The sequence below is a fragment of the Chryseobacterium sp. PCH239 genome (assembly GCF_018924625.1).
Taxonomy (GTDB): domain Bacteria; phylum Bacteroidota; class Bacteroidia; order Flavobacteriales; family Weeksellaceae; genus Chryseobacterium; species Chryseobacterium cucumeris.
The window spans coordinates 381,019-405,172 of record NZ_CP073027.1 but is presented as its reverse complement, the minus strand read 5'-3'; the positions used below and the strand labels follow the sequence as shown (position 1 = coordinate 405,172).

The window sequence follows — 24,154 nt, the reverse complement described above, 5'->3', positions numbered from 1 at the left end:
CTATGGCACAGAAACAATTGACACAAAAAGAAAAAAGAATCAACAAGTCCATTACTTTACTGGCCTGGATCCTGATCATCAGTGGAATCACAGGAATGGTAAGCTTTTATCTTTTTTCGAGAAAAAATGTGACGACGAATGATGCGCAGATCGAGCAATATATTACGCCTGTATCCAGTAAGGTTTCAGGGTTTATCAAAACGATAAAGTTTAACGAAAACCAGTTTGTACATAAAGGTGATACATTAATCGTCATTGACAACAGAGAGTTTGTGAATCAGGTACATATGGCTGAGGCCAATCTTCACGCTAACACTGCAACCATCAGTACTATCGAAAGCGGTGTCAGCACCAAAGAAAGTGATACAAAGATTATTGATGCTAAAATTGCTTCAGCAAAAATTGACATCTGGAGAACAGAACAGGATTACAAAAGATATAAAAACCTGTTAACAGAAGATGCGGCCACAGAACAGGAATTTGAAAATGTAAAGGCTTCTTATGAACAGTCAAAAGCCAATCTTTTGGCATTGGAACAGCAGAAAAATGCAGTAAAAGCCGGAGCGAACGAACAACAAACCAAAGTTGCCCCTGTAAAAAGCCAGATCCAGCAGAGTTCTGCCAGTCTTAACAATGCGAAGCTTTATCTTTCTTATACGGTAATTACGGCTCCTTATGACGGATGGGTAGGAAAGAAGACCATTCAGGAAGGGCAATTGATTAAAGAAGGTCAGGCCTTGGTACAGATTGTCAGCAAAGAGAAATGGATCATTGCCAATTACAAAGAAACACAACTTGGACAGATTGACCAGAGTAAGGAAGTAATTATTACTGCGGATGCTTATCCCGATGTTGAGTTTAAAGGGAAAATTCTTTCCGTTTCTCCTGCATCAGGTTCTCAGTTTTCCTTAGTTAAACCCGATAATGCAACGGGAAACTTTGTGAAAATAGAACAGAGATTTCCCGTAAAAATTATTCTGGATAATAACAAAAACAATGAAAAGCTGCTTTCCGGAATGAATGTTCTGGTGAGCGCGAAGAAGATTTAAGTTTGAGAGTGGGTGTGTTTGAGAGTAATAGAGTATAAAATATTCGGTTTAATTTAATTTTCAAATTCTCCCATTTTCAAATTTTCAAATTAAATTATTTTTTTAGCGAAAAGGCAAACCGCAAAATAGCAAATCTGCCAATTTTTTCTTCAAGCATATTTGCCGTTTTACCTTTTACTTTTACACCCTTTTGCCCTTTGTCTTTTCGCATTTTTCATTCAGATTAAACAGCAGAAAAACGATTTTTTGCTTTTTATCACCATAAAAATTATGCAACATAATACAGTTTATCATAAATGGGTACCACAATGGCTGAAACTGCCTCTTCTTATACTGGCATTGTTTCCCCACCTGATGTTGTTGTCGCTTTTACATTCTAACAGCGCCTTCACATCTTCTTTTATGGATGTAGATTCAGATGACATCCAGTATTTAATGATTTTGATGTATGGGACATTTGTGGTTACCCTTTTAGTATTACAGAGATTTATGGCCTATTTCAGCGTGAAATACTATGTTTTGCTGATGGCCTCTATTTCGGTGATTATTCTTTATATTTTATCAGTCACCAATGATTATCATGTGATATTGGTGATCCGGTTTTTGGAAGGAATTTTCGGTTTGCTCGAAGGTGCCATTTTCCTGCCTTTAATTATCGCAGAATTAAAAACAAAGCACGCCAAAGTCTTAGCATATCTTTTTATGTATACGATTATGCTGACCGGAGGAACTATTACGACTTCCCTGTTAAAATCAAGTATTGAAGATTACGATTTCCAACATATGGTTCTGATGATGGTCTACTTCCATGTGTTTGTACTGATCATCGGTATTGCTCTGTTCAACAGAAACAGATTTTTTCCTAAAAAACCTTTGTATCAATTGGATATTACAAGCTGGTTTCTTCTTTGGGTATGCCTGCAGGCTGGCGGCTATGCCATTATTTATGGTAAAAGACTGATGTGGTTCGAGTCTGATACCATTATCATGTGTCTGTTTATATTTCTTCTTTCCGGAGGCTTATTTATGTTGAAACAAAGAAATTCCAAGAGACCGTTGTTCCATTTCGAAGTTTTCAGTTCTAAAAATGTCATTGCAGGAATGATCCTGTTTTTCATCTTTTATCTGATCCGTTCCGGACTGAATAATGTCTACAGCATCATGGCTACCGTATGGAAATGGCCATGGGATTATATTGTGAACATCCAGTACTGGAATGTAGCAGGAACTCTTTTGGGTATTTTGTTGTCAGGAATCTGTCTGGTTAGGGGAATTTCCTCAAGAATTGTTTTCTTCACCGGATTTCTTTTACTGGCCATAGATTGTGCATGGTTTACCTATACTTTTTATCCTGACACTACCCTTTCTACCATCTGTCCTCCTTTATTTCTGCAGGGTGTTGCTCAGGGATTCTTATTTACACCTCTTGTTTTCTTTCTGATTTCAGGAACACCGGAAGAATATGTGTCCAATGCTACTGCGTTGGGTACAACAGCCCGATTCTGGACAACCGCTATCGGATATGCTCTGATGCAAAACCTGATGCTATTTTTAACACTAAAACATTCCGATGCACTCAGCGCTAACCTTACAGACACCAATCCTGTTTTTTACAATCAATGGAGCCAGATTTTCGGTGCTAATATTTCAAAACTGCCAGTGAATGATTCTTTATCCATGACAACAGGCGCTTTTAAAGCTAAAATAACAGCTCAGTCTATTCTACTTTCCAATATGGAAATTTTCACGGGCCTGTTCTGGCTGGCTCTTATTACTGCAATTGGGCTACTATTGTATCATCCTGTAAAAATAGCAGTACGAAATATTATGTAGAATTACTCTCCCCAAAAAGACCATACTGTTCCGTTGAAAACAGCCAGTTGCTTTTTCTGAGTATCATAAACCATCATACCGGCAGCAGGTGAGATAATATTAAGGTGAGGAGAAGTTACTTTTGGTAAAATCATGGCTTTATTACTATCTTCAAGCACCAGAATTCCGGAAACGGATGACGGTGTTCCTACAGAAACCTTTGCTTCAGGCTGATCTGTCAAACTATCCTGAAGACTGGTGTCAGCAGTACCAGTTGTGTCTACTGAAAGATCTTTCCAAAGGTTATTCTGATACACTTTCACCTTCATATCCGAAGTATCAAAAACCAGAGTACCATTCACAGGATTCTGAATGTCCGAGGTATTAGTTACCCAAGGAAGAACAATACCACGGTTTTCATTTCCAAACTCAATAGATGATGAAGCTGATTCTAATGTCGTTTTTCCTAAAGCAACCTGAGCATTAAAGATTCCGGATGCTGTTATTATAATGATTAAGACTATTTTTTTCATAACGAATTAGGTTTTTATTAATCCGGACAGGTTTGGGTATTGAAACATTTCCAGCCTGTGGCAGTTCCGTCAATATTAACCTGCAGACAATTTTGTGTCGTATTATAAATGATCATTCCTTCTTTAAGGTCTGCCTGTGGGATAGCTGCTACCTGAACATCGGTAAGTCTGTTAAGAACAAAACCTTTATTCTTTGATTCCAGTACAGCCCAAGCTCCTTTTCTTACACCAGGCCAGTTGTTTCCTCCTTTATCAGCCCTGCTTAATGAAGTAATTCCAAAATCCGGAGTAAGAACAGCTCCTGCTGTAGCAGCAGGTTTATAACAAGGTACAGTCCCTTGAATCGTAACGGTTACCGTTGCTGTATCACAATTTGACGGGGAAGCGGTCTGACAGATTTGATAAACTAAAGTATAATTACCTGGAGGAGTTCCCGGAGCTGCCAGAATATGTCCATCCGTAGTATTCAATGAAATATTGGAATTTGAGGTGGATACCTGAGATAAAATAACATTGGAAAGGGTTGCTTGTGCTCCACCATACGTTTCAAAGTCGTTATCCAGAACAATTCCTGCAGAGGATCCTCCTGCAACGATAGTATAGGTGTCATCTACAGCCATTGGCGGCAAATCTCCATTAATGGCAGGACAAAATCCGGGATTAATGATCAAAGGTGCACTACAGCTGTTGGTAGAAGCACAATCATAGGTAACATTCGTCAGAAAACCTGGATTACTGTTCATAAAAACCGTGCCTGGATCAGATCCTCCTGTAGTTCTTCGGAAATCGAGATTAGGACCAATCACAACATTTCCCACCTGAATAGGATTTTGCAAAACGATATATCCTTTTTTTGTAGATGAAGAAGGTCCCTGAATAGCAGCATTTCCACCTTGATACTGGTTCAGCGCCAGTTCTCCTTCATTATAAATAACAGCATCAGAAGGGGCATTATTCATATTTCCCGTAGAGGTAAAAAGTCCAAAATTGTAAATCTCGCTGCTGCTTCCGGACAAATTAATATCTCCCCCAACTGTAAAAATTCCAGTATTGATAATTTTACCGCCATTAATATTAAATCCGTTCTGAGAGATAATGGTTCCACAATTGACATACACACTCTGTTCGTTATTCCCGTAATTACCGCCAATAAATATCAATCCGCCCCCTTCGTTCCTGAATAAAGTGGTAGCAGAGCTGCTCATATTCAGGTTTCCGTTAATATTCAGATTTCCAAAATTATCAATCTTATTGTTGGAATTATTTCCTAATTGCAAAACTCCCAGTTCTATGAGCCCCTCATTGACAATTTCATTGATCTGTCCGTCAATGGTGAGATTTCCATTCCCTCCGCCTACTGTTATATTCCCGGTATCAAAAACATGAACATTGAGATTGGCAACGCTCGTTATGGTCTGATTAAAATTGAGTGTTCCATGTACTTCAAGTCTTGCAGGAGCATTGGCCGCTCCGCTTATACTATTCTGAAACTGCAAGGTAACACCAGATGCAATGCAAATCTTAGCATTTGTCCCGAACGTCGGATTATTGAATGTCATGTCGGAAGTAAAGCAGACTGTTGTATTATCAGGAAAATGATAATTGGGATCGGTAGGATTTTGAACATCGCAACCTGTACATTGTGCGTAACTGAAATAATAAAAGAATAAAGGGAATAAATAGAGTAATTTTCTCATCCTTAAATTTTATATAAATAAAATTACAAAATTTTTATCACCAAATAATGAGTTTTATAATATTTATCATTATATTAATTAAAAAATAACATAAAATGATTTTATTTAAATCAATATTTAAGTATTATTAATAAATTTCTAACCCATACGATCCTGAAAATAAGAACGTTTAATATTATAAAAGTCACCGATGGAAATTGAGAGTATTCTATTGAAGCAAAGAGATTTTTTTGCAACACAGCAAACCAAAAGCTTAGCTTTCCGGAAAATGTATCTTGAAAAGCTTAAAAACCTTATTATTTCCAATGAAAATAGGCTGTATGAAGCAATTAATAAAGATTTTGGAAAATCAAAATTTGATACTTTCACTACAGAATTATCTTTTATTCTGAATGATATTAATTATTATATCAAAAATTTAAAATCCTTTTCAAAGCCTAAAAAAGTCAGAACCAATCTTGTCAATCAGCTGGGAAGCAGTAAAATTTACGCTGACCCGCTTGGCTGTATACTCGTCATCGGAGCCTGGAATTATCCTTATCAATTATCCCTTTCTCCAATTATTGCGGCAATAGCTGCCGGAAATTGTTGTATTCTGAAGCCTAGTGAAATAGCAGAGAATACAATGAAAGCAATGGCAGCAATCATCAATGAAAACTTTCCGCCTGAATATCTGTATGTGTATGAAGGAGGTATTGAGGAGACAACCGCTCTTTTAAAACTAAGGTTTGATAAAATATTCTTTACAGGAAGTACAAAAGTCGGAAAAATTGTATACAAAGCAGCAGCAGAGCATCTTACCCCTGTAACGCTGGAACTCGGTGGGAAATCTCCAGCTATTGTTACAAAAAATGCCAATCTCGAAATGGCAGCCAAAAGAATCGTATGGGGAAAATTTCTCAATGCCGGGCAAACTTGTGTAGCTCCCGATTACCTCCTGGTGGAAGAAACCATTCAGGAGCAGTTTCTGGAAATGCTCAGAAAATATATTAAAGAATTCAAATATGATAATGGCTCTGAACAATATACAAGAATTATTAACCTAAGGAATTTTCAACGCCTGGTACGTCTAATTGATAAAGAAAAAATCTATTCAGGAGGAAATTTTGATGAAGAAAAACTCTATATCGAGCCTACAATTCTGAATCATATAGACTGGAATGACGAAATCATGCAGGAAGAAATTTTTGGACCTCTCCTGCCTGTCATCAGTTTTCAAAATTACAATGCAGCTCTTAATTCTGTTCTAGAACTTGAAAAACCGCTGGCCGCTTATCTTTTCACCAATGATTCTGAAGAAAAAGAAAACTTCACCCGTAAATTGTCGTTTGGAGGAGGCTGTATCAATGATACTGTGATGCATTTAAGTAATGATCATCTTCCTTTTGGAGGAGTAGGCAATTCAGGAATTGGGAATTATCATGGAAAATATGGTTTCGAAACCTTTTCACACCCAAAAGCAGTTCTTGAAAAAGCAACCTGGGGAGAACCGAATATCAAATATCCGCCTTATTCAGAGAAAAAATTAAGCTGGATAAAGAAATTAATGTAATGCTGAAGGTTATATTTGTAAAGATTTAACGAATTGTATTATAAAATATTCATAAATCAATGCATAAAAATAAAAACTGCCTCATTTCTGAAGCAGTTTTATATTTTTATCCTTTCTTTGGGGCCCAGGTAGTAAAGAATTCTTTTACTTTTTCTTTACTGTACCCTTTTCCTTCTTCCAGAACATCACTTTGCTGAACTTTAATCATTTTCCCATCCTTATCCAAAACGATAAAAACCGGATAACCAAATTTTTCACCCGGATTTCCATACTGAGCAAAAACCTTTTCATTCTTATTGTCCGGAGAAAAGTTCAGATGGTAGTATACATAATTCTTATCTACTAATTCCTTCAGTTCAGGAGTAGTCTGTACATAATTGTTAAAACGAAGACACCAGATACACCAGTTTCCACCAGCCTGGATCATCACATTCTTTCCTTCTTTCTTAGCTTGAGCAACCAGTTTATTAATATCAGCCTGAGCATCTGCTTTTGGATCGTAAGGTTTAGGAAGCTTAGCCTTTTCTTCAGCTGCCTTTTTCTGAGCTTCTAATTTAGCCTCCTCAGCAGGCACTATAAGAGCTGTTTTTTGTTTTCCTTTTTCGGGCGAATTTTTTGCATTTTGTGAAAAAGCGAAAGTACTTAATCCCAGGAAAGCGAATATTATCAATTTTTTCATAATATAAAAGTAAAAAAATAATATATATCCTTCTGCAAAAATAGAACCATAATTTTATTATCACTAAATTTGCGTGTTTTATGAATTTTCTAATCAAAATATTATATCTGATCTCCAAGCTTCCGCTGAAAATATTATATGTTTTTTCGGATGTCATCTTCTTCCTTAATTATTATATTGTAGGATACAGAAAAGAGGTTATTACTCAAAACCTTAAAAACTCTTTTCCCAACAAATCTGAAGAAGAGATCAAAGAGATCCGAAAAAAATTCTACCTCAATTTTTCAGATTATCTGGTAGAAACCATCAAATCTTTCAGCATTTCGGAAACAGAATCCCGAGTGAGAATGCAGCATATCAATCAGCATTTATTTCACGAAGCTAAAGAGGAAGAAAAAAATATTATTCTTTTGGCAGGCCACGTTTTCAATTGGGAATGGATCAATGCACTGGCAAGAATTATTCCTCAGGCACACTGCCATCCCGTTTACAGAAAAGTAAACAGTGATTTCTGGGAAAATCAGATGAAGAAAGTCCGGAACAAATTTGGAAACGAAGCATTGGAAGCCAATGAGGTTATTCTGAATATTTTCAGATCTAAAAACAACGGAGATTCAGCGTATATGTTTGTAGCCGATCAAACGCCTCACCATGCTCATGTCACTTACGGATTAGAATTTCTAAATCAGCGTACTCCTGCTTTCATAGGCTATGACAGGCTGGCCACAAGAATGGATCTTGTATTCATTTATTGTGAAATGAAAAAGGTAAAACGCGGCTATTATCAGGTTAATTATCACAGAATATATCCGGATGGTGAAAAGTTTACAGAAAATGAGGTCGTGAGAAAATTTCATAAATTATTGGAAAACACTTTACACAAATATCCTGACAATTACCTTTGGTCACACAGAAAATGGAAATATCAGGACTCTATCAAAAATTTTGATTCCGAAAAAAAATAGGTTGACATGCAGAAAAAACTGGCAGTTGCCATCTTAAACTGGAACGGCAGAAACTGGCTTGAGAAATTTCTTCCGGGTGTAGTACAATTTTCTCAGAATGCGGATATTTATGTGATAGACAATCTTTCTACAGATGATTCTGTTGAGTTTCTACAAAAGAATTTTCCTACAGTACATATTATTAAAAATGATAAGAACTATGGGTTTGCAGGCGGCTATAATGAAGGATTAAAATCCATCAGACATGCATATTACTGTCTTCTCAATTCTGACGTAGAAGTTACTGAGAACTGGACAGAACCTGTATTGGAATTGTTAGAAAACAACCCAGTTATATCCGCAGTACAGCCCAAAATTTTATCTTATCATAACAGAAGTTATTTCGAATTTGCCGGAGCTGCCGGCGGCTTGATAGATAATCTTGGATATCCTTATTGCAGGGGAAGGGTATTTGATGATCTGGAAGAAGATAAAGGCCAATATAATGATGAAACAGAGATCTTCTGGGCATCAGGATGCTGTTTTTTCATCCGCTCAAAAGATTTTTGGGAGCAGAATGGTTTTGATGCCAGATTTTTTGCTCACCAGGAGGAAATTGATCTTTGCTGGAGGCTTATTAATTCAGGAAAAAAGATTTATTATACAGGAAACTCCAAAGTTTATCATGTAGGCGGTGGAACACTCAACAAGCAGAGTGCACAGAAGACTTATTTAAACATGAGAAATAATCTTTCCATGATGCTTAAAAACCTTCCCTTTCCACAGGTAATTTTGATAATTTTGATCAGACTATGCTTAGATGGCATCGCCGGAGTGTATTTTGGAATTAAGTATGGCATTTCCCATCTGTGGGCTGTATTGAGAGCTCACTTTGCGTTTTATAGTCACATTCCGGGAACTTGGAAACTTCGTCAAAGCCATCAGAAGAAGGATTTTTATCAATCAAAATGGCTGATTTTTAAGCATTTTTTAGGTGGCAGATGAGAGGTTATAGGTTATAGGTTATAGGTTATAGGTTATAGGGATTAGGGATTAGGGATTAGGGATTGATTAAAAATTACGACTTTCTTACCTATAGTGAACTAAGGATTTATTAGAGTAAAATTTATAACTTTAATTAATCTTAGGTTCAAAACCTTAAACCAGAGAACCAACAACAAAAAACAACCCGCAATCCCACAACTAATTATAATTTTAAGACAATGGATTTCTGTGCAATAGATTTTGAAACGGCAACACACGAGAAAAGTTCAGCGTGTGAGATGGGGATTTGTATCGTACAGGATTCTAAAATTGTAGAAACAAAGACCTGGCTGATCAAACCTCCGAGTTTTCCCTATTTCAGTAAATTCAACATTGCGGTGCATGGAATTCAGCCGGAAGATGTAAAAGATGCACCTACCTTTGATGAAATATGGTATGAAGCTCAGGATATGATGTACGGAAGTCTTATGATTGCTCATAATGCAGGGTTTGACGCCTCTGTTTTAAGGGGATGCCTGCAGCATTACGGAATGTTTACTCCCAACTTGAACTATCTTTGCAGTATTCAGCTTGCCAAGAAATCATGGAATTATCTTCCGAAATATGGGCTGAAGCCATTAGCAGAATATCATCAAATTGATTTTACCCATCACAGAGCAGGAGCTGATGCGGAGGTATGTGCCAAAATATCTTTACTGGCATTTGAAAAACTCTTCCTCACCAGTAATGATGAAGTAAATGAGTATATGAAAGCAAAAATTAAAAAGCTTTAGTTATCTTACAAACAATAGAACCCGGGTTCTTTGTAAAAACCTGTACTTTCTGACAGGACATCTGTTATTAATTACTCAACACTTCAGACAACAGGTTGAATTTTGGAATATCAATTTCAAAAGTTTCCTGTGTCTCCATGTTTTTAACCAGGTATTTTCCGCTCATATTACCTACTCCGGAACGAAGCATCACATTGGAAAAATAAGCAAAATTTTCATTGGTTCCTATCTCGGGAGTCAATCCGATCACTCCGTCGCCTATAATTTCTGTGTACCCGAATCCCACATCAAAAATCAACCATTTTCTTTTCAATACTTTGATAGGAAAGCTTCCGTCATTTTCTATCGTAATATTATATTTAAAAACGTAACGGTTTTCGGATGGATAACTGTTTTTACTATCATATTCAGGTATTACTGAAACTTTGATATTGGAAGTCATTTTTGAAAACATCATTGTAGTATTTTCTTAATAAATACAAAAATCTCGCCTTTTTTAAGGCGAGATCATATATTATGTTATAATTTTATTAAAAACTATAATCCAAGGCCTTTTCTTTCGTCACCTCCCATTAAAATTTCAACAGGGTTGTCGATACCTTCTTTTACCGCTACAAGGAATCCTACAGATTCTTTACCGTCGATAATTCTGTGATCATAAGACATTGCAACGTACATCATTGGTCTGATTACTACCTGTCCGTCAACAGCAACCGGTCTCTGGATGATGTTGTGCATTCCTAAAATTGCAGATTGAGGAGGGTTGATGATTGGTGTAGACATCATAGATCCGAAAGTACCACCGTTTGTAATGGTGAAAGTACCACCCGTCATTTCGTCAACTGTAATTTTACCGTCTCTTACTTTAGTAGCAAGATCTTTGATGTTTGCTTCAACAGCGCTGAAAGACATGTTTTCTGCATTTCTTAATACAGGAACCATCAATCCTTTAGGACCTGAAACAGCAATTGAAATATCGCAGAAATCATAGTTTACTTTGAAATCACCATCGATAGATGCGTTTACATCAGGATACATTTGTAATGCTCTTGTAACAGCCTTTGTGAAGAAAGACATGAAACCAAGTCCAACTCCGTGTTTCTGAGCAAATTCTTCTTTATACAGTTTTCTCAATCTGAAGATTTCAGACATGTCAACTTCGTTGAAGGTAGTTAACATCGCTGTTTCATTCTTCACAGAAACTAATCTCTGAGCGATTTTTCTTCTTAAAACTGAAAGTTTAGTCGTTGTAGTAGATCTTGAACCTGTTGCAGTAAGAGGGCTTCCTCCTAATGCAGGTACTGCTGCTAATTCAGCATCAGTTTTAGTAATTCTTCCGTCTCTTCCTGTTCCTGAAACCTGTGCAGCATCCATTCCTTTTTCGTCAAGGATTTTCTTAGCAGCCGGAGATGGAGCTCCTGTTGCATAAGTTTGTGGCGCAGCTACCGGCGCAGCAGGTTTTGGAGCTTCCTGTTTAGCAGGTTCAGCAGCTTTCGGAGCCTCTTCCTGTTTTGGAGCCTCAGCAGCAGGTGCAGCACCTTCCGGCTTTTTAGCATCCATATCAATTAAACAAACTACCTGACCTACTTGTACCACATCACCTTCTTCTGCTTTTAAAGTGATAACACCACTTTGTTCTGCAGGCAATTCAAGAGTTGCTTTATCTGAATCCACTTCGGCGATAGGTTGATCTTTTTCTACATAATCACCATCTTTTACAAGCCAAGTTGCAATTTCAACTTCTGTAATTGATTCGCCCGGTGAAGGAACTTTCATTTCTAAAACTGACATATCGAGTATTTTTTATTTTTTAATTGATTATTATTTAAATTAAGCTGTTACTGGTCTTTTTGCAGGAGCATCATCTCTGTCGAAAACTCTGTTGATCACTGCATTCTGGTTTTTCTCAAACATTTTGTGGCTACCCGGAGCCGGAGCACCGCTTGGTACCGGCGCAACTACCTGAATTCCTGTATCTCTGAAGTTTCTCAGGATATAAGACCATGCCCCCATGTTTTCAGGTTCTTCCTGAGCCCACACCAGTTGTTTTCTGTTTTCATATTTGTTGAAGATCGCTTCAATAGCATCTGTCTGAAGCGGATATAATTGCTCGAATCTTACTAATGCAATGTTTTCACAGTTCAGTTCTTCTTTCTTCGCTAATAATTCGAAGTACAGTTTACCTGAACAAAGAACTAATTTCTCTACTTTTTTAGGATCTGCAGCAGGATCGTCTAATACCGGCTGGAATGCACCGTTTGCAAAATCTTCAAGCGGAGAAACCACTTTAGGGTGTCTCAACAGAGATTTAGGGCTCATTACGATCAATGGTTTTCTGAACGCCCATTTCAACTGTCTTCTCAATAAGTGGAAATAGTTGGCAGGTGAAGTAATATTGGCTACTACCATGTTTTCATTAGCACAAAGGGTAAGGAATCTCTCCAATCTTGCTGAAGAGTGCTCTGCTCCTTGTCCTTCTGAACCATGAGGCAATAACATTACCAATCCGTCCTGAATTTTCCATTTTTCTTCTGCAGCTGCCAAATACTGGTCAACAATAATCTGAGCACCGTTCACGAAATCTCCGAACTGAGCTTCCCAGATGGTTAATGTATTTGGAGAAGCCATTGCATATCCGTAGTCGAAACCAAGTACACCATATTCTGAAAGGTGAGAGTTGAATACATCAAATCTGTTTTCAGAAACGTGTCTTAACGGGATGTATTCTTCTTCTGTATCTTCTGTTTTTACTACAGCATGTCTGTGAGAGAATGTACCTCTTTCCACATCTTCTCCGGAGATTCTTACATTGTGACCTTCTACAAGAAGTGTTGCATAAGCTAACCACTCTCCTAACGCCCAGTCTAATGAGTTAGCCTCAATAGCTTTGATACGGTTTTCAAAAAGTCTTGTAATTTTATTGATGAACTTTTTATCTGCCGGAAGTGTAGACATTTTAAGCGCCAATTCTTTCAGCTTCGCTAAATCATATTTTGTATCTACCGGTAACTGAACTGCTCCTCTCTTACCAATTGGATAGTTTACCCAATCTTCAGCCATGAACACATCCATTACGTTTTTCTCAATCTCTTTAGAAGCGTCAAAATCTTTATCCAGAAGAGCTTTGAATTCCGTTTCCATTTTAGCAATTACATCATTTGAAGTAACGCTGTCTTTTAATAATTTATCTTTATAAATTTCTCTTGGATTCGGGTGTTTTGAAATGGTTTTATAAAGGTTAGGCTGAGTAAATCTTGGCTCATCCCCTTCGTTGTGACCATATTTTCTATATCCTAAAAGGTCAATATAAACATCTTTTCCAAATTTTGCTCTGAAGTCAGCAGCAAAGTGGATGGCATGAACAACCGCTTCAGCATCGTCAGCATTTACGTGCATTACCGGAGATTCTGTAACTTTTGCGATGTCTGTACAATATGTTGAAGATCTTGCATCCATATAGTTCGTTGTAAATGAAACCTGGTTATTCACAACGATATGAACTGTTCCTCCAGTTCTGTATCCTTCCAAAGTCATCATCTGAGCCACTTCGTAAGCAATACCCTGTCCGGCAATAGCTCCATCACCGTGGATGATGATTGGCAATACTTTAGAATAGTCTTTGTATTTGTCATCTACTTTTGCACGGCAGATACCTTCTACCAAAGCAGCTACTGTTTCAAGGTGAGACGGGTTTGGCGTAAGGTTGATACAAACTTCTTCTCCTGAAGCAGTTTTGATTTTTTTAGAAGAACCTAAGTGATATTTAACGTCACCAGAGAATACATCTTCTTCAAATTCTTTTCCTTCAAATTCTGAGAAAATCTGCTTGTAAGATTTTCCGAAAATGTTAGTCAAAACATTCAGTCTACCTCTGTGAGCCATTCCTAATACTACTTCATCTACTCCTAACTGAGAAGATCTTGAGATCAGCTGATCTAAAGCAGGGATTAATGTTTCACCTCCTTCTAACGAGAATCTTTTTTGTCCTACAAATTTTGTGTGAAGGTAGTTTTCAAAAGCTACCGCCTGATTTAATTTTAATAAGATTTCTGTTTTTTCGTTGGCAGAAAGACTTGGGTGGTTTTCATTTACCTGAAGCCATCTTTTGATGAAATCTTTTTCCTCAACGTTGTTGATGTGCATGTATTCTACTCCGATAGAATCACAGTAGATGTTTTCAAGGTGCTTGATAAGGTCTGCCAGCGTAGCAGGCTCTTTCATTCCGGTTTCAACTGCACAGTTGAATTTTGTATTTAAATCTTCTTTAGAAAGTCCAAAGTTTTCGATGTCTAAAGTAGGGGTATAGTGTCTTCTTTCTCTAACCGGGTTAGTCTTTGTAAAAAGGTGTCCTCTCGTTCTGTAAGCCTCAATAAGGTTTACTACTTTAAATTCTTTCTTGATATGCTCAGGAACTTCTCCATTGGATACTGCCTGAGAAATCTGTTGTTGTACTGCCGGGGCAGCATTGGCTGAAGCCTGAATAAATTGAGTGTTATCGTCATCTCCGTAGTTCTCCAATGCAAAATCGAAGCCTTGAAAGAAAGCTTTCCATGATGGTTCTAGAGAGTCCGGGAATTTTAAGTACTGTTGGTATAAATCCTCAATTAACTGAGAATGAGCTGCGTTTAGGAATGAAAATCTGTCCATTATTACAGTTTATCTATTTATTAAAATTTATTTGTAGAATTAATCTTCAAATTTAATAAAAAAAACCGAGTTAGAACAGTCTGAAACCGTTAAAAAAACTTAAGAAAAAATAAAATAAAAAAAAATCACTTATACACTGATAATGAGAGCTTAACGTTTACCTCCTGACCTTCCATCGGACGTTCAATAAAGGTCTGACGGATATCTCCGAAGCGCATCTCGTCTTTTTTGGCTTTCTGAATGAGCTGCTGGATTGCCCGAATTCGTCCCTCATAATTCCCTTTGTAGTACATTACGTAATTTTGAGACGGATTTACGGACCTAAAATTGAAATTATTATCAGACACTCCTATTTTCTTAGAAAGTGGAATTCCGAGGAAATAAGAAACCTCCTTGTCTTTGTAATTATCCGCATCAGTAATGAGAACCGGATATCCGAATTCATCATCTCTTTTACCAAGATCCATCGTTACGAAATTATAGACTTTGTTATAATTCATCACGATATTTTTGTACAGCGCATCTTTTTTGTTTGAGGTACTTACATTGATCCCCAACAACAATTTGTCCTCTTCATTTTCTACCATGAGACTATCATATTTGATGGCTGCCATCTGGTTATCTTTTTCCACTTTATTACCTAAAGAGTTTTTAAGATTCACCATACTTTTATTGATATTTTCAGCAAAACGGTCTTCAGTCCAGAAGTTTTCCACTCTTTTCCAGACCGGCAGTTTCGGAGTGTGTACGTACCATATGATTTTTGTTTTTTCTGCAGAAACAGGTTTGAATTTGACATCAACCAATGTCGGATTTTCATTTTCATCCTCAAAAAGCTGATATTTCAACGTTTTATTAAGGTTCTCATACCTGATGAACATTTCTCCGTCGGTATCATTTTTAGGATCTACATAGCTGATGGCACTTCCCTGCCCTTCGTAAGGCGTATAATAATCAATGTCTATAGAGGGTGAACTGGTAAAAAAGTTATTCCATCTTGTAAAATTCTGAAGGTTATTAAACTGAGCAAAAACCTTATCCACAGGATAGTCGATCTCTTTTTCAATCGTAAAGTTTTTACTTTCATCTACAAAATAATACATGGAAGCAGCATACGCTCCTCCCAAAAGAATAATGATTACCGCTAAGATTTTAAAAATACGCATCGCACAAAAATAATACAAATAAAAAGAGTGAACAATATGCTGATCACTCTAGTTGTATGTTTAACAATAATTAACCCTGTTAAAGGCTGGAAGCGGGGTGAGGGAAACTGCAGGACACTATTTGGCGGATGATCACTAGTAGTTTTCTGATTTAAAACATTTCATCTTACCTTATAAACCTGAATTTACATGATAAGATTCGTAGCGTTACTCCGCCCTTCAATAACTTCCATCTTCCAGCATCCAACTTCCTTTCTCTTACCCGATGTGTGTTCCCGGAGCAATCACAGCTCCTTTCTTCACTACGACAATCCCATCCTGTACGGAATACGTCCCATAATCACCATCCGGAATATGTTTTCCACCGATGATTTTCACATTGTCTCCAATATAACAGTTTTTATCAAGGATTGCTTTTTCTATATAGCAGTATTTTCCAATTCCCATATTAGGACGGCCACCTCTGTCGTTCAGAACAATTTCCGTTGTGTTTTGGTAGAAATCCGCTCCCATAACGTAGGAGTTTACGATGGTACTTCCTTTGTCAATTCTGGTTCTGTTTCCGATCACGGAATTTTCAATTTTATCTGCCATGATGATACATCCGTCCCCAAAAACGGCTTTACTTACATAGGAACCATTGATTTTTGACGGTGGAAGCATTCTTGCTCTGGTATAGATCGGTGATGAAGAGAAAAGGTTAAACTGTGGCAGATCCAGGCAAAGGTCCAGATTCGCTTCGTAGAAAGACTCTATGGTTCCGATATCCGTCCAATAGCCTTCGTACTGATAGCTTAATGTTTTGTATTTTCCGATAGAACTCGGAATGATATCTTTTCCGAAATCATCACCAGCTCCTTCATCAAACATCTTTTTAAGGATATTCTTAGTGAAAATATAGATTCCCATGGAAGCCAGAAACTCTTTTCCGGTATGTTTATTTTCTTCTGAAACTTCAGATTTCAGGCCTGACAGCGTGTCAAAATCCGGTTTTTCATAAAAAGAAGTGATATTTCCTTCATCATCAGATTTTAAGATCCCGAAACCTGTGGCATCTTTTGCATTAACCGGAATGGTAGCAATGGTAAGATCACCTCCGTTTTCAATATGAAAGTCGAGCATTTCCCTGAAATCCATCTGATACAACTGATCTCCTGAAAGAATCAGAATATAATCATAATCATATTTTTCAAGATGCTTCATCGACTGGCGGACAGCATCTGCTGTTCCCTGATACCAGCTGTCATTTTCCACATTCTGCTCGGCTGCAAGAATATCAACGAAGCCTTTGCTGAAGATGTCAAAGTGATAAGAATTTTTAATATGTGAATTGAGAGAAGCAGAATTAAACTGCGTTAACACCAGAATTTTATTCAATCCTGAGTTCAGACAGTTTGAGATAGGAATATCTACCAGTCTGTATTTTCCTGCAATAGGAACAGCCGGTTTGGATCTCGTATACGTTAACGGGAATAATCTTGTTCCTCTGCCTCCTCCTAAAACAATAGAGATTACATTTCGATTCATAAATATCTTGCGTTTTATTTTATTAAGTTTACTGTTCTGTTCTTAGTGTTTACTGCTACTTTAAAGCATTCTTTGTTTTCATATTGGAGTTCGTTTTTATAAACAGTCACCCGAAACTCATCTTTATCATTCAATACTAAAACCTCTTTGTCCAGGTTATAGATTTCAATATTATATTTTTTAAGTTCATTGCTGAAGAACGGATTTGTAATAAGTACATCCATCACATCAGCACTCTTCATTACAAAGCCGTCGACATCTTTACGATACTTTTCTCTCCAGCCTTTCCCATATTTTCTTTCTATGGCATTATAAGTCCTTTTATTAATAGCATCTATTCTCTTCATCTCGTCAGGCTCTACCAGACAACCACCTACAGAGTAATACTTTATTTTCCATTTTTCGGAAATAGCAGCCATCGCTTCATACCTTTCCGTTGCCGAAAGACCGTAGCCATAGATCCAATAATAACCTCCATGATAGCTTCCTCTGTCTTCTTTACATGAAAACAGCATAAACATTATCACAGAAAGAAATCCGAAAATCTTCACTCTATCAGCTATTATATAAAGCTATGTATTTTTCTGCAGATTTCTCCCATGCAAAATCAAAATTCATATTGGCATGGATAAGATCTTCCATAACTCCTTTTTGATTATAAATCGCCAATGCCCTGTTCATAGCATGTACAACATCATCTACACCCGGATAAGTAAAGTTCAGTCCTGCTCCACCGGTTGAAATATCTTCCACCGTATCTCTGAGCCCACCTGTATATCTTACCACAGGAACGGTCCCATATCTCATGGAATACATCTGGTTCAGTCCGCATGGCTCTACTCTTGAAGGCATCAGAAGAAAATCTGCCGAGGCATATATCTTATGGGAAAGATGCTCTTTATATCCGAGATCCAATGCAAAATTGGTGTACGTATAATCGTATTCTTTCAGTTTATTTTCTATATAGGTGTTCCCGGATCCGAGAATCATAATATTTAAAGCGCCATAACTCTGCTTAATGCTTCTCCATACAACATCCGGCAGCAGATCTGCTCCTTTCTCTGTTGCGAATCTTCCGATAAAGGCGAATAAAGGAAGTTCAGGTTTTAATCCATATTCTTTACAGAGATTTTCTTTATTTTTTTTCTTTTGAGAGACTGCATTGGTACTGTTAAAATTAAAATCAAGCATTGGATCGGTTTCAGGATTCCAGACTTCTGTGTCAATACCATTGATGATTCCATATGCCTTTCCGAATTCCTGACGAACGAGGCTTTCCAGTCCGCGGAAGCTGATAAAGAGTTCTTCAAGATATCCTTCCGAAACAGTGGTAAAAGCATCAGCACATTTAATCATGCTGGCCAGAGGATTCATCAGTCCGTTCCAATCCATCAGTCCCCATTTGTACCCATCAAAAGAAGGCATATACTGTGCCATACTCCAGCTCATCATGCCCTGATATTCGCCATTATGAATAGTTCCTATTGTTTTTACTCCTTTTAAGAATTCAAATTCATAGCAGTTTTCTACCATAAAAGGAACGAGACCGGTATGATAATCATGGCAATGCAGTACATCAGGACGGATTTTCATCGCAGAAAGCCAATGCAGAACGCCATGCTGGAAAGCCAGAAACTGGAAGCTTTCATCCTGGTACCCATAAGGGTTGTCCCTGTCTAATAATCCCGGAATTCTTACCATATACAGTTCAAATCCCAGAACATTTGTCTTCTCTTTCAATATCTGAACCTGCAGCATATTGGCTGCCTGATGAATAAATCCGTCAAAAACCAAATCAAATTCATGATCGTATACAAAGGATTTGTTGTACCACGGCATTACCACCCTGGCTTCTACTCCTGCTATTTTATTCTGATATTTTGGTAACGCTCCCACCACATCTGCCAGACCGCCTACTTTTGCTACGGGATAACATTCTGTACTTAAATGATAAACAACCATTCTTTATCTCTTATGTTTAATTCTGTGTAATTTATATTTTTTATCTTTCTTCTGACGTAAAACTATTCCGGCCAACGGCGGCAGCTTCACGGTCATTGTTTTGGTGTATCCTCTCCATTCTTCATACTTCTCTTCCAAGATTTCAGGCTCCACTCCGCTTCCACTGTACTTTTCATCATCGGAATTTAAAACAACTTCCCAGTGGGTGCCGGCAGGAATCCCGATTTTATAATCCAAGACGTTGGGTGCCAGGTTTAAAGCTACCATCAGGACATCTTCTTTCTTTTTTCCTTTTCTGAGGTAGACATACACCGAGTTTTCCAGATCATCTGCTTCCACCCATTCAAAACCATTTCTATCAAACTGATTTTCATAAAAGGCAGTTTCTGACCGGTACAAGTGGTTCAGTTCCTTCACCATTTCCTGCATTCCTTTATGAACAGGATATCTCAGCAAATGCCAGTCGAGGCTTCTTGTAAAATTCCATTCACTGGTCTGCCCGAATTCATCGCCCATAAAAAGCAGCTTGGCTCCGGGATGGGTATACATATATACATACAGGGTACGGAGATTGGCAAATTTCTGCCATTCATCCCCTTTCATTTTATAAATAAGACTTGCTTTTCCGTGTACGACTTCATCGTGTGACAAAGGCATCATATAATTTTCATTATACATATACATGGAAGCGAAGGTCAGTTTATGATGATGAAATTTACGGTTAATAAAATCTTCTTTGAAATAATCCAGTGTATCATGCATCCAACCCATCATCCATTTCATTCCGAATCCTACACCGCCGTCATGAACAGGTTTTGTAAGCATGGGAAAATCTGAACTTTCTTCTGCGATGGTGATGATATTATCTCCAAATTCTTTGTAGACAGCTGTATTAAATTCCTGTAGAAAGGCTTTCGCTTCCAGGTTCACATTGGTTCCATATATATTAGGTTCCCACTCCCCTTCGTTTCTTGAATAATCCAGATGAAGCATTGAAGTCACGGCATCCACACGCAATCCGTCAGCATGATAACGATCCAGCCAGAACATGGCATTTGAAATCAGGAAGGATTTCACTTCATTTCTTCCGTAATTAAAAATATGCGATTTCCAATCCGGATGAAAACCCTTTCTCGGATCTTCATGCTCATACAGATAAGAACCGTCGAATCGGTGAAGTCCATTAGCATCTCCCGGAAAATGGGACGGAACCCAATCCAGAATAACGCCTATGTCATTGTTATGAAGTTCATCAATAAGAAACATCAGATCCTGTGGTGAGCCAAAGCGCGAGGTTGCTGCATAAAAACCTGTGATCTGATATCCCCAGCTCGGCTCGTAAGGATATTCCATCACGGGCATGAATTCTACATGGGTAAATCCCATTTCTTTGATGTAAGGAACGAGCTTTTTCGCAATATCCCTATAGTTTAAAAAACGCTGGGGCTGATCCTCTTCTCTTACCCAGGAACCTAAATGTAATTCATATACCGATAGCGGAGCTTCCAGCCTGTTTTTTTTCCAGCGGTTATCCATCCACTCCTGATCATTCCATTCGTACCAGGTGGTGGAAACCAGTGAAGCCGCCTGAATATTCTGTTCCCAGCTCAACGCATAGGGATCACTTTTTTCCAGAATTTCGCCTCCTTGCGTTTCAATAGCATATTTATATAATGTTCCCCAGGTTAACCCTTCAATAAATCCTTCCCAAATCCCGGATTCATCCCATCGTGGAAACAAAATATGATCTTTATGATTCCAGTTGTTAAAATTTCCGATCACGGAAACTTTCTTTGCGTTAGGAGCCCATACGGAAAAATATACGCCTTTTACGCCCTCTTTTTCTGCAGAATGTGCTCCAAATTTACCATACAGCTTATAATGCCTACCTTCTTTAAAAAGATACACATCATGATCGGTGAAAAGCGTGTAGGTCTTAACAGAATTCATCAAGATCAGTTTATATTTATATTTTCCCTGAAACTACGAAAAATACTGACAATAGCGATGAATTATTCATCAAATAATTATCAAGATCATTTCATGTTTTGTCTATCTATCAAATATATCATTTTTTAACTCACATTTTTTATGATTTCAAAACAATCTTTTTTATAAATTTAACATCAATATTTTATTAAACACAACGATGAGGTTTGAACTTTATACAGCAGAAAAAGACGACAGACCGGTATTTATTACCGGAAATTTCAATAGCTGGAATCCCAAAGATTATAATTTCCAGCTTAAACAAATTGATCCTTCCGGTTATTTTATAGAAATCGAAGATCAGCTTCTTCCTGATGATATTGAATACAAATTCACAAAAGGAGGCTGGGAAAACGTAGAACTGGATCAATATGGAAATATCACTCCCAACCGGAAAGCGAAAAAATCTGCTGGTAAAACGTCCGACTCTGTAGACAAATGGAGACTGAACTGGGGACCGTTCAAAGAAGAATATTATCCTATAGCAGAAGTTATTTCCGAAAATTTTTACATTCCGCAGCTTGACCGTTACCGCAAGATTTGGGCACTGCTTCCCTACGACTATCACAACACAGAGAAACGGTATCCTGTTTTATATCTTCAGGATGCACAAAATCTTTTCAATGAAGGAAGCGGTTTCGGGAATTGGGAAATCGACAAAAAATTATCCATCCTTGCTGAATACGGGCGCGGCGATCTTATCATCATTGCGATAGAACATGGCAGTGAGGAAAGAATCAAAGAGTATATTTTTGATAATGATCATGTAGCCAACGGTTCTGAAGGAAAAAAGTACATCCGTTTTATTGCAGATACTTTAAAGCCTTTTGTGGACGAAAATTACAGAACTAAAAAAGACCGTGACAATACCGGAATCGGAGGCAGTTCATTGGGAGCATTGATCAGTATATACAGCGGATTTCTTTATCCTGAAGTGTACTCCAAACTACTGATATTCTCACCTTCTCTATGGGTAGAACCCAATAACAACTTTCCGATGATGAATTTCCGGGTTCCGTTTAAAACGAAGATCTATCTCTACGGCGGCGGCCAGGAAGGTTCTAAAATGGTCAAAAGAATTCATATTTTTGAAGAATATCTGAAAAGATGGGAAGAGAAAAAGCTTTTTGATTTTGAATTCAAAACCAATATCAATCCTGAAGGCACCCACAATGAGTTTTACTGGTCTCAGGAGTTCCCAAGGGCTATAGAATGGCTGTTCTATGACAACACAGAAAATCCTGTAGAAGTAAAACCACAACAAAAAAGCATCAGAAACTAAATGCATAAAAACTGCTGCAGAAAATGCAAGCCGGACAGGGACAAAATGAAGGCGGCACTCTTTATGAATTTAGAAATTATAACATCTATTTATGAAACTAATCAATAAAAAAAACAAAAATTACACTCAGGTTTTCCAACTGTTTACGGAGGAAGAATGGACGAAAACCAGTAAAAATTTCAACAAAAACATTTCCAATTTTTTCACCGGAAAGAAATATGAAGTTTTTGTCAATGCTCATGAAGAAGGAATTACGTATTTCATTGGATTAGGAAAATCCGCCTTACAAAATTTCGAGATCCAGCAGGTGGCGGCTAAATTTTCACAGACACAGAAAGAAAAACTGCTGGCCGTACCTACATTAGCCCTTGCTGACTTCCTGAATGAAAAGCAGTTCGAGGAGTTTGTAAAAGGACTTTTAACAGGAACTTACAACTACCCTTTTGATAAAAAACACGCTTTCTGGAATACGAAATTTGAATTGCACTTTGAAAATTTAAGCCAGAAAAAATTAGATCATATCAGCCAGAAAGCAGAAGCATTGGTTAACGGGCAAACTGCCTGCCAGGACTGGCTTAACAAACCAGCCAATCTTAAAAAACCGGATATCTTAAGTGCATACCTTAAAAATCTGGCTAAAAAATATGACTTAAAATACACTGCTTTTAACAGAAAGAAATGTGAAGAACTTGGATTAGGCGCTTATCTTTCTGTGAATCAAGGAAGTGCTTACGATGCCGCTTTCACTATTTTAGAATATAAAACGACAGCAAAAAACGCCAAGACTTTCGGTCTGGTAGGAAAATGTATTCTCTTTGACACAGGAGGAATATCAATAAAAAGCTCTGCCAATCTGCATTATATGAAGTCCGATATGGGCGGAGCAACGGCTGTTTTGGGAACGTTAATCTATGCCGCAGAAATGCAGCTTCCTGTAAACATCGTCGCTGTTCTCCCTATTACTGATAATGCGGTCTCTGAAAAGGCCCTGCTTCCAAGTGATGTGATTACAGCCTACAACGGAAAAACAATTGAAGTACTTGATACTGATGCGGAAGGCAGATTAATTCTTGCAGATGGTTTGTCTTATCTTTCTAAAAACTACAAAACTGATTTCCTTATTGACTTGGCTACCTTAACGGGAAGCTCAGTGAGAATGTTCGGAGATACCTGTGCTGCTATGTTCTCCAATAACGAGGAACTGAAAAACAACTTAATCAAAACCGGTGACCAGACCAATCAGAGGGTTTGGAATCTTCCTTTATGGGATGTTTGGAATGATGATATCCAGTCTGATGTGGCCGATATGAAAAACATCTCTCTGAAACCTGTAGGAGACTGTATTATTGCCGCAAAATTCTTAGAGCAATTCATTGAAAACCACCCTAAATGGGCTCATCTGGACATTGCAGGAGTAGCCTTTGGAAGTGTGGGTTATGCAAAAGAAAAAGCAGCAACAGGTTTCGGTGTTCAGCTCCTGGTGAATTTAATTGAAAATTATCACTAAAAATTAGTTTTTTACAAAAAAACTCTGTAT

General features: G+C 37.6%; 19 protein-coding genes. 8 read left to right on the top strand and 11 right to left on the bottom strand.

The window, feature by feature from the left end; all coding sequences use genetic code 11:
• Positions 1 to 2 precede the first annotated feature (2 nt).
• A complete protein-coding gene (locus KBP46_RS01970) occupies positions 3 to 1,049 on the top strand; it encodes an HlyD family secretion protein (protein WP_216444501.1) in 1,047 nt (348 codons plus the stop codon).
• A gap of 270 nt (positions 1,050 to 1,319) precedes the next feature.
• A complete protein-coding gene (locus KBP46_RS01965) occupies positions 1,320 to 2,882 on the top strand; it encodes an MFS transporter (protein ID WP_216444500.1) in 1,563 nt (520 codons plus the stop codon).
• A 2-nt stretch (positions 2,883 to 2,884) separates the two neighbouring features.
• Here the strand turns inward: KBP46_RS01965 and KBP46_RS01960 are convergent, their stop codons facing one another.
• Together KBP46_RS01960 and KBP46_RS01955 are read right to left on the bottom strand one after the other, a co-directional pair.
• The gene (locus KBP46_RS01960; protein WP_120231374.1) at positions 2,885 to 3,394 is read right to left on the bottom strand and encodes a hypothetical protein; all 510 of its coding nucleotides are present in this window, start codon (positions 3,392 to 3,394) and stop codon (positions 2,885 to 2,887) included.
• A 17-nt stretch (positions 3,395 to 3,411) separates the two neighbouring features.
• On the bottom strand, positions 3,412 to 5,091 hold the full coding sequence (locus tag KBP46_RS01955; RefSeq protein ID WP_216444499.1) for a hypothetical protein: 1,680 nt from the start codon (positions 5,089 to 5,091) through the stop codon (positions 3,412 to 3,414).
• A 190-nt stretch (positions 5,092 to 5,281) separates the two neighbouring features.
• On the opposite strand from KBP46_RS01955, the gene KBP46_RS01950 reads away from it, so the two are divergent.
• Positions 5,282 to 6,643 carry an aldehyde dehydrogenase gene (locus KBP46_RS01950; RefSeq protein WP_216444498.1) on the top strand — a complete coding sequence of 454 codons (1,362 nt, stop codon included), beginning with the start codon at positions 5,282 to 5,284 and terminating at the stop codon, positions 6,641 to 6,643.
• Between the two features lie 106 nt (positions 6,644 to 6,749).
• Here KBP46_RS01950 and KBP46_RS01945 read toward each other — a convergent pair whose 3' ends face one another.
• On the bottom strand, positions 6,750 to 7,322 hold the full coding sequence (locus KBP46_RS01945) for a thioredoxin family protein (protein ID WP_062675047.1): 573 nt from the start codon (positions 7,320 to 7,322) through the stop codon (positions 6,750 to 6,752).
• 80 nt (positions 7,323 to 7,402) lie between these two features.
• On the opposite strand from KBP46_RS01945, the gene KBP46_RS01940 reads away from it, so the two are divergent.
• The 3 genes from KBP46_RS01940 (at position 7,403) to KBP46_RS01930 (ending at position 10,044) form a co-directional block, all read left to right on the top strand.
• Entirely contained in the window at positions 7,403 to 8,287 is an 885-nt protein-coding gene (locus KBP46_RS01940; protein ID WP_216444497.1) for a lysophospholipid acyltransferase family protein, read from the top strand.
• Between the two features lie 6 nt (positions 8,288 to 8,293).
• Complete coding sequence (locus KBP46_RS01935) at positions 8,294 to 9,271, top strand: glycosyltransferase family 2 protein (RefSeq protein WP_216444496.1); 978 nt, start codon at positions 8,294 to 8,296, stop codon at positions 9,269 to 9,271.
• A gap of 218 nt (positions 9,272 to 9,489) precedes the next feature.
• Positions 9,490 to 10,044: a 3'-5' exonuclease gene (locus KBP46_RS01930; protein WP_062675053.1), complete on the top strand. Its 555-nt coding sequence runs from the start codon at positions 9,490 to 9,492 to the stop codon at positions 10,042 to 10,044.
• Between the two features lie 67 nt (positions 10,045 to 10,111).
• On the opposite strand, the gene apaG is transcribed toward KBP46_RS01930, so the two are convergent.
• From apaG to glgB, 8 genes are all read right to left on the bottom strand, one after another.
• Positions 10,112 to 10,501 carry a Co2+/Mg2+ efflux protein ApaG gene (gene apaG, locus KBP46_RS01925; RefSeq protein ID WP_062675055.1) on the bottom strand — a complete coding sequence of 130 codons (390 nt, stop codon included), beginning with the start codon at positions 10,499 to 10,501 and terminating at the stop codon, positions 10,112 to 10,114.
• 80 nt (positions 10,502 to 10,581) lie between these two features.
• Positions 10,582 to 11,835, bottom strand: a complete 1,254-nt coding sequence (gene odhB, locus KBP46_RS01920) for a 2-oxoglutarate dehydrogenase complex dihydrolipoyllysine-residue succinyltransferase (RefSeq protein WP_110010291.1) — start codon at positions 11,833 to 11,835, stop codon at positions 10,582 to 10,584.
• Between the two features lie 39 nt (positions 11,836 to 11,874).
• The gene (locus KBP46_RS01915; RefSeq protein WP_062675058.1) at positions 11,875 to 14,691 is read right to left on the bottom strand and encodes a 2-oxoglutarate dehydrogenase E1 component; all 2,817 of its coding nucleotides are present in this window, start codon (positions 14,689 to 14,691) and stop codon (positions 11,875 to 11,877) included.
• Positions 14,692 to 14,816: 125 nt separating this feature from the next.
• On the bottom strand, positions 14,817 to 15,857 hold the full coding sequence (locus KBP46_RS01910) for an SRPBCC domain-containing protein (RefSeq protein WP_062675060.1): 1,041 nt from the start codon (positions 15,855 to 15,857) through the stop codon (positions 14,817 to 14,819).
• A 258-nt stretch (positions 15,858 to 16,115) separates the two neighbouring features.
• A complete protein-coding gene (locus KBP46_RS01905; RefSeq protein ID WP_062675062.1) occupies positions 16,116 to 17,384 on the bottom strand; it encodes a glucose-1-phosphate adenylyltransferase in 1,269 nt (422 codons plus the stop codon).
• A 14-nt stretch (positions 17,385 to 17,398) separates the two neighbouring features.
• Positions 17,399 to 17,935 (bottom strand): hypothetical protein, encoded by a 537-nt coding sequence (locus KBP46_RS01900; protein ID WP_216444495.1) that lies wholly within the window; start codon positions 17,933 to 17,935, stop codon positions 17,399 to 17,401.
• A gap of 4 nt (positions 17,936 to 17,939) precedes the next feature.
• Complete coding sequence (locus tag KBP46_RS01895) at positions 17,940 to 19,346, bottom strand: glycogen synthase (RefSeq protein WP_216444494.1); 1,407 nt, start codon at positions 19,344 to 19,346, stop codon at positions 17,940 to 17,942.
• 3 nt (positions 19,347 to 19,349) lie between these two features.
• On the bottom strand, positions 19,350 to 21,296 hold the full coding sequence (gene glgB / locus KBP46_RS01890) for a 1,4-alpha-glucan branching protein GlgB (RefSeq protein WP_216444493.1): 1,947 nt from the start codon (positions 21,294 to 21,296) through the stop codon (positions 19,350 to 19,352).
• 199 nt (positions 21,297 to 21,495) lie between these two features.
• Between glgB and KBP46_RS01885 the strand changes: the two genes are divergently transcribed.
• Positions 21,496 to 22,617: an alpha/beta hydrolase gene (locus tag KBP46_RS01885; RefSeq protein WP_216444492.1), complete on the top strand. Its 1,122-nt coding sequence runs from the start codon at positions 21,496 to 21,498 to the stop codon at positions 22,615 to 22,617.
• A 91-nt stretch (positions 22,618 to 22,708) separates the two neighbouring features.
• On the top strand, positions 22,709 to 24,124 hold the full coding sequence (locus KBP46_RS01880) for a leucyl aminopeptidase family protein (RefSeq protein WP_216444491.1): 1,416 nt from the start codon (positions 22,709 to 22,711) through the stop codon (positions 24,122 to 24,124).
• Positions 24,125 to 24,154 lie beyond the last annotated feature (30 nt).

Bases quoted from the DNA above. Each gene is read 5' to 3' on its own strand.
- KBP46_RS01970 (WP_216444501.1), top strand. From the start codon at position 3: ATGGCACAGAAACAATTGACACAAAAAGAAAAAAGAATCAACAAGTCC.
- KBP46_RS01965 (WP_216444500.1), top strand. From the start codon at position 1,320: ATGCAACATAATACAGTTTATCATAAATGGGTACCACAATGGCTGAAA.
- KBP46_RS01960 (WP_120231374.1), bottom strand. From the start codon at position 3,394: ATGAAAAAAATAGTCTTAATCATTATAATAACAGCATCCGGAATCTTT.
- KBP46_RS01955 (WP_216444499.1), bottom strand. From the start codon at position 5,091: ATGAGAAAATTACTCTATTTATTCCCTTTATTCTTTTATTATTTCAGT.
- KBP46_RS01950 (WP_216444498.1), top strand. From the start codon at position 5,282: ATGGAAATTGAGAGTATTCTATTGAAGCAAAGAGATTTTTTTGCAACA.
- KBP46_RS01945 (WP_062675047.1), bottom strand. From the start codon at position 7,322: ATGAAAAAATTGATAATATTCGCTTTCCTGGGATTAAGTACTTTCGCT.
- KBP46_RS01940 (WP_216444497.1), top strand. From the start codon at position 7,403: ATGAATTTTCTAATCAAAATATTATATCTGATCTCCAAGCTTCCGCTG.
- KBP46_RS01935 (WP_216444496.1), top strand. From the start codon at position 8,294: ATGCAGAAAAAACTGGCAGTTGCCATCTTAAACTGGAACGGCAGAAAC.
- KBP46_RS01930 (WP_062675053.1), top strand. From the start codon at position 9,490: ATGGATTTCTGTGCAATAGATTTTGAAACGGCAACACACGAGAAAAGT.
- apaG (WP_062675055.1), bottom strand. From the start codon at position 10,501: ATGATGTTTTCAAAAATGACTTCCAATATCAAAGTTTCAGTAATACCT.
- odhB (WP_110010291.1), bottom strand. From the start codon at position 11,835: ATGTCAGTTTTAGAAATGAAAGTTCCTTCACCGGGCGAATCAATTACA.
- KBP46_RS01915 (WP_062675058.1), bottom strand. From the start codon at position 14,691: ATGGACAGATTTTCATTCCTAAACGCAGCTCATTCTCAGTTAATTGAG.
- KBP46_RS01910 (WP_062675060.1), bottom strand. From the start codon at position 15,857: ATGCGTATTTTTAAAATCTTAGCGGTAATCATTATTCTTTTGGGAGGA.
- KBP46_RS01905 (WP_062675062.1), bottom strand. From the start codon at position 17,384: ATGAATCGAAATGTAATCTCTATTGTTTTAGGAGGAGGCAGAGGAACA.
- KBP46_RS01895 (WP_216444494.1), bottom strand. From the start codon at position 19,346: ATGGTTGTTTATCATTTAAGTACAGAATGTTATCCCGTAGCAAAAGTA.
- glgB (WP_216444493.1), bottom strand. From the start codon at position 21,296: ATGAATTCTGTTAAGACCTACACGCTTTTCACCGATCATGATGTGTAT.
- KBP46_RS01885 (WP_216444492.1), top strand. From the start codon at position 21,496: ATGAGGTTTGAACTTTATACAGCAGAAAAAGACGACAGACCGGTATTT.
- KBP46_RS01880 (WP_216444491.1), top strand. From the start codon at position 22,709: ATGAAACTAATCAATAAAAAAAACAAAAATTACACTCAGGTTTTCCAA.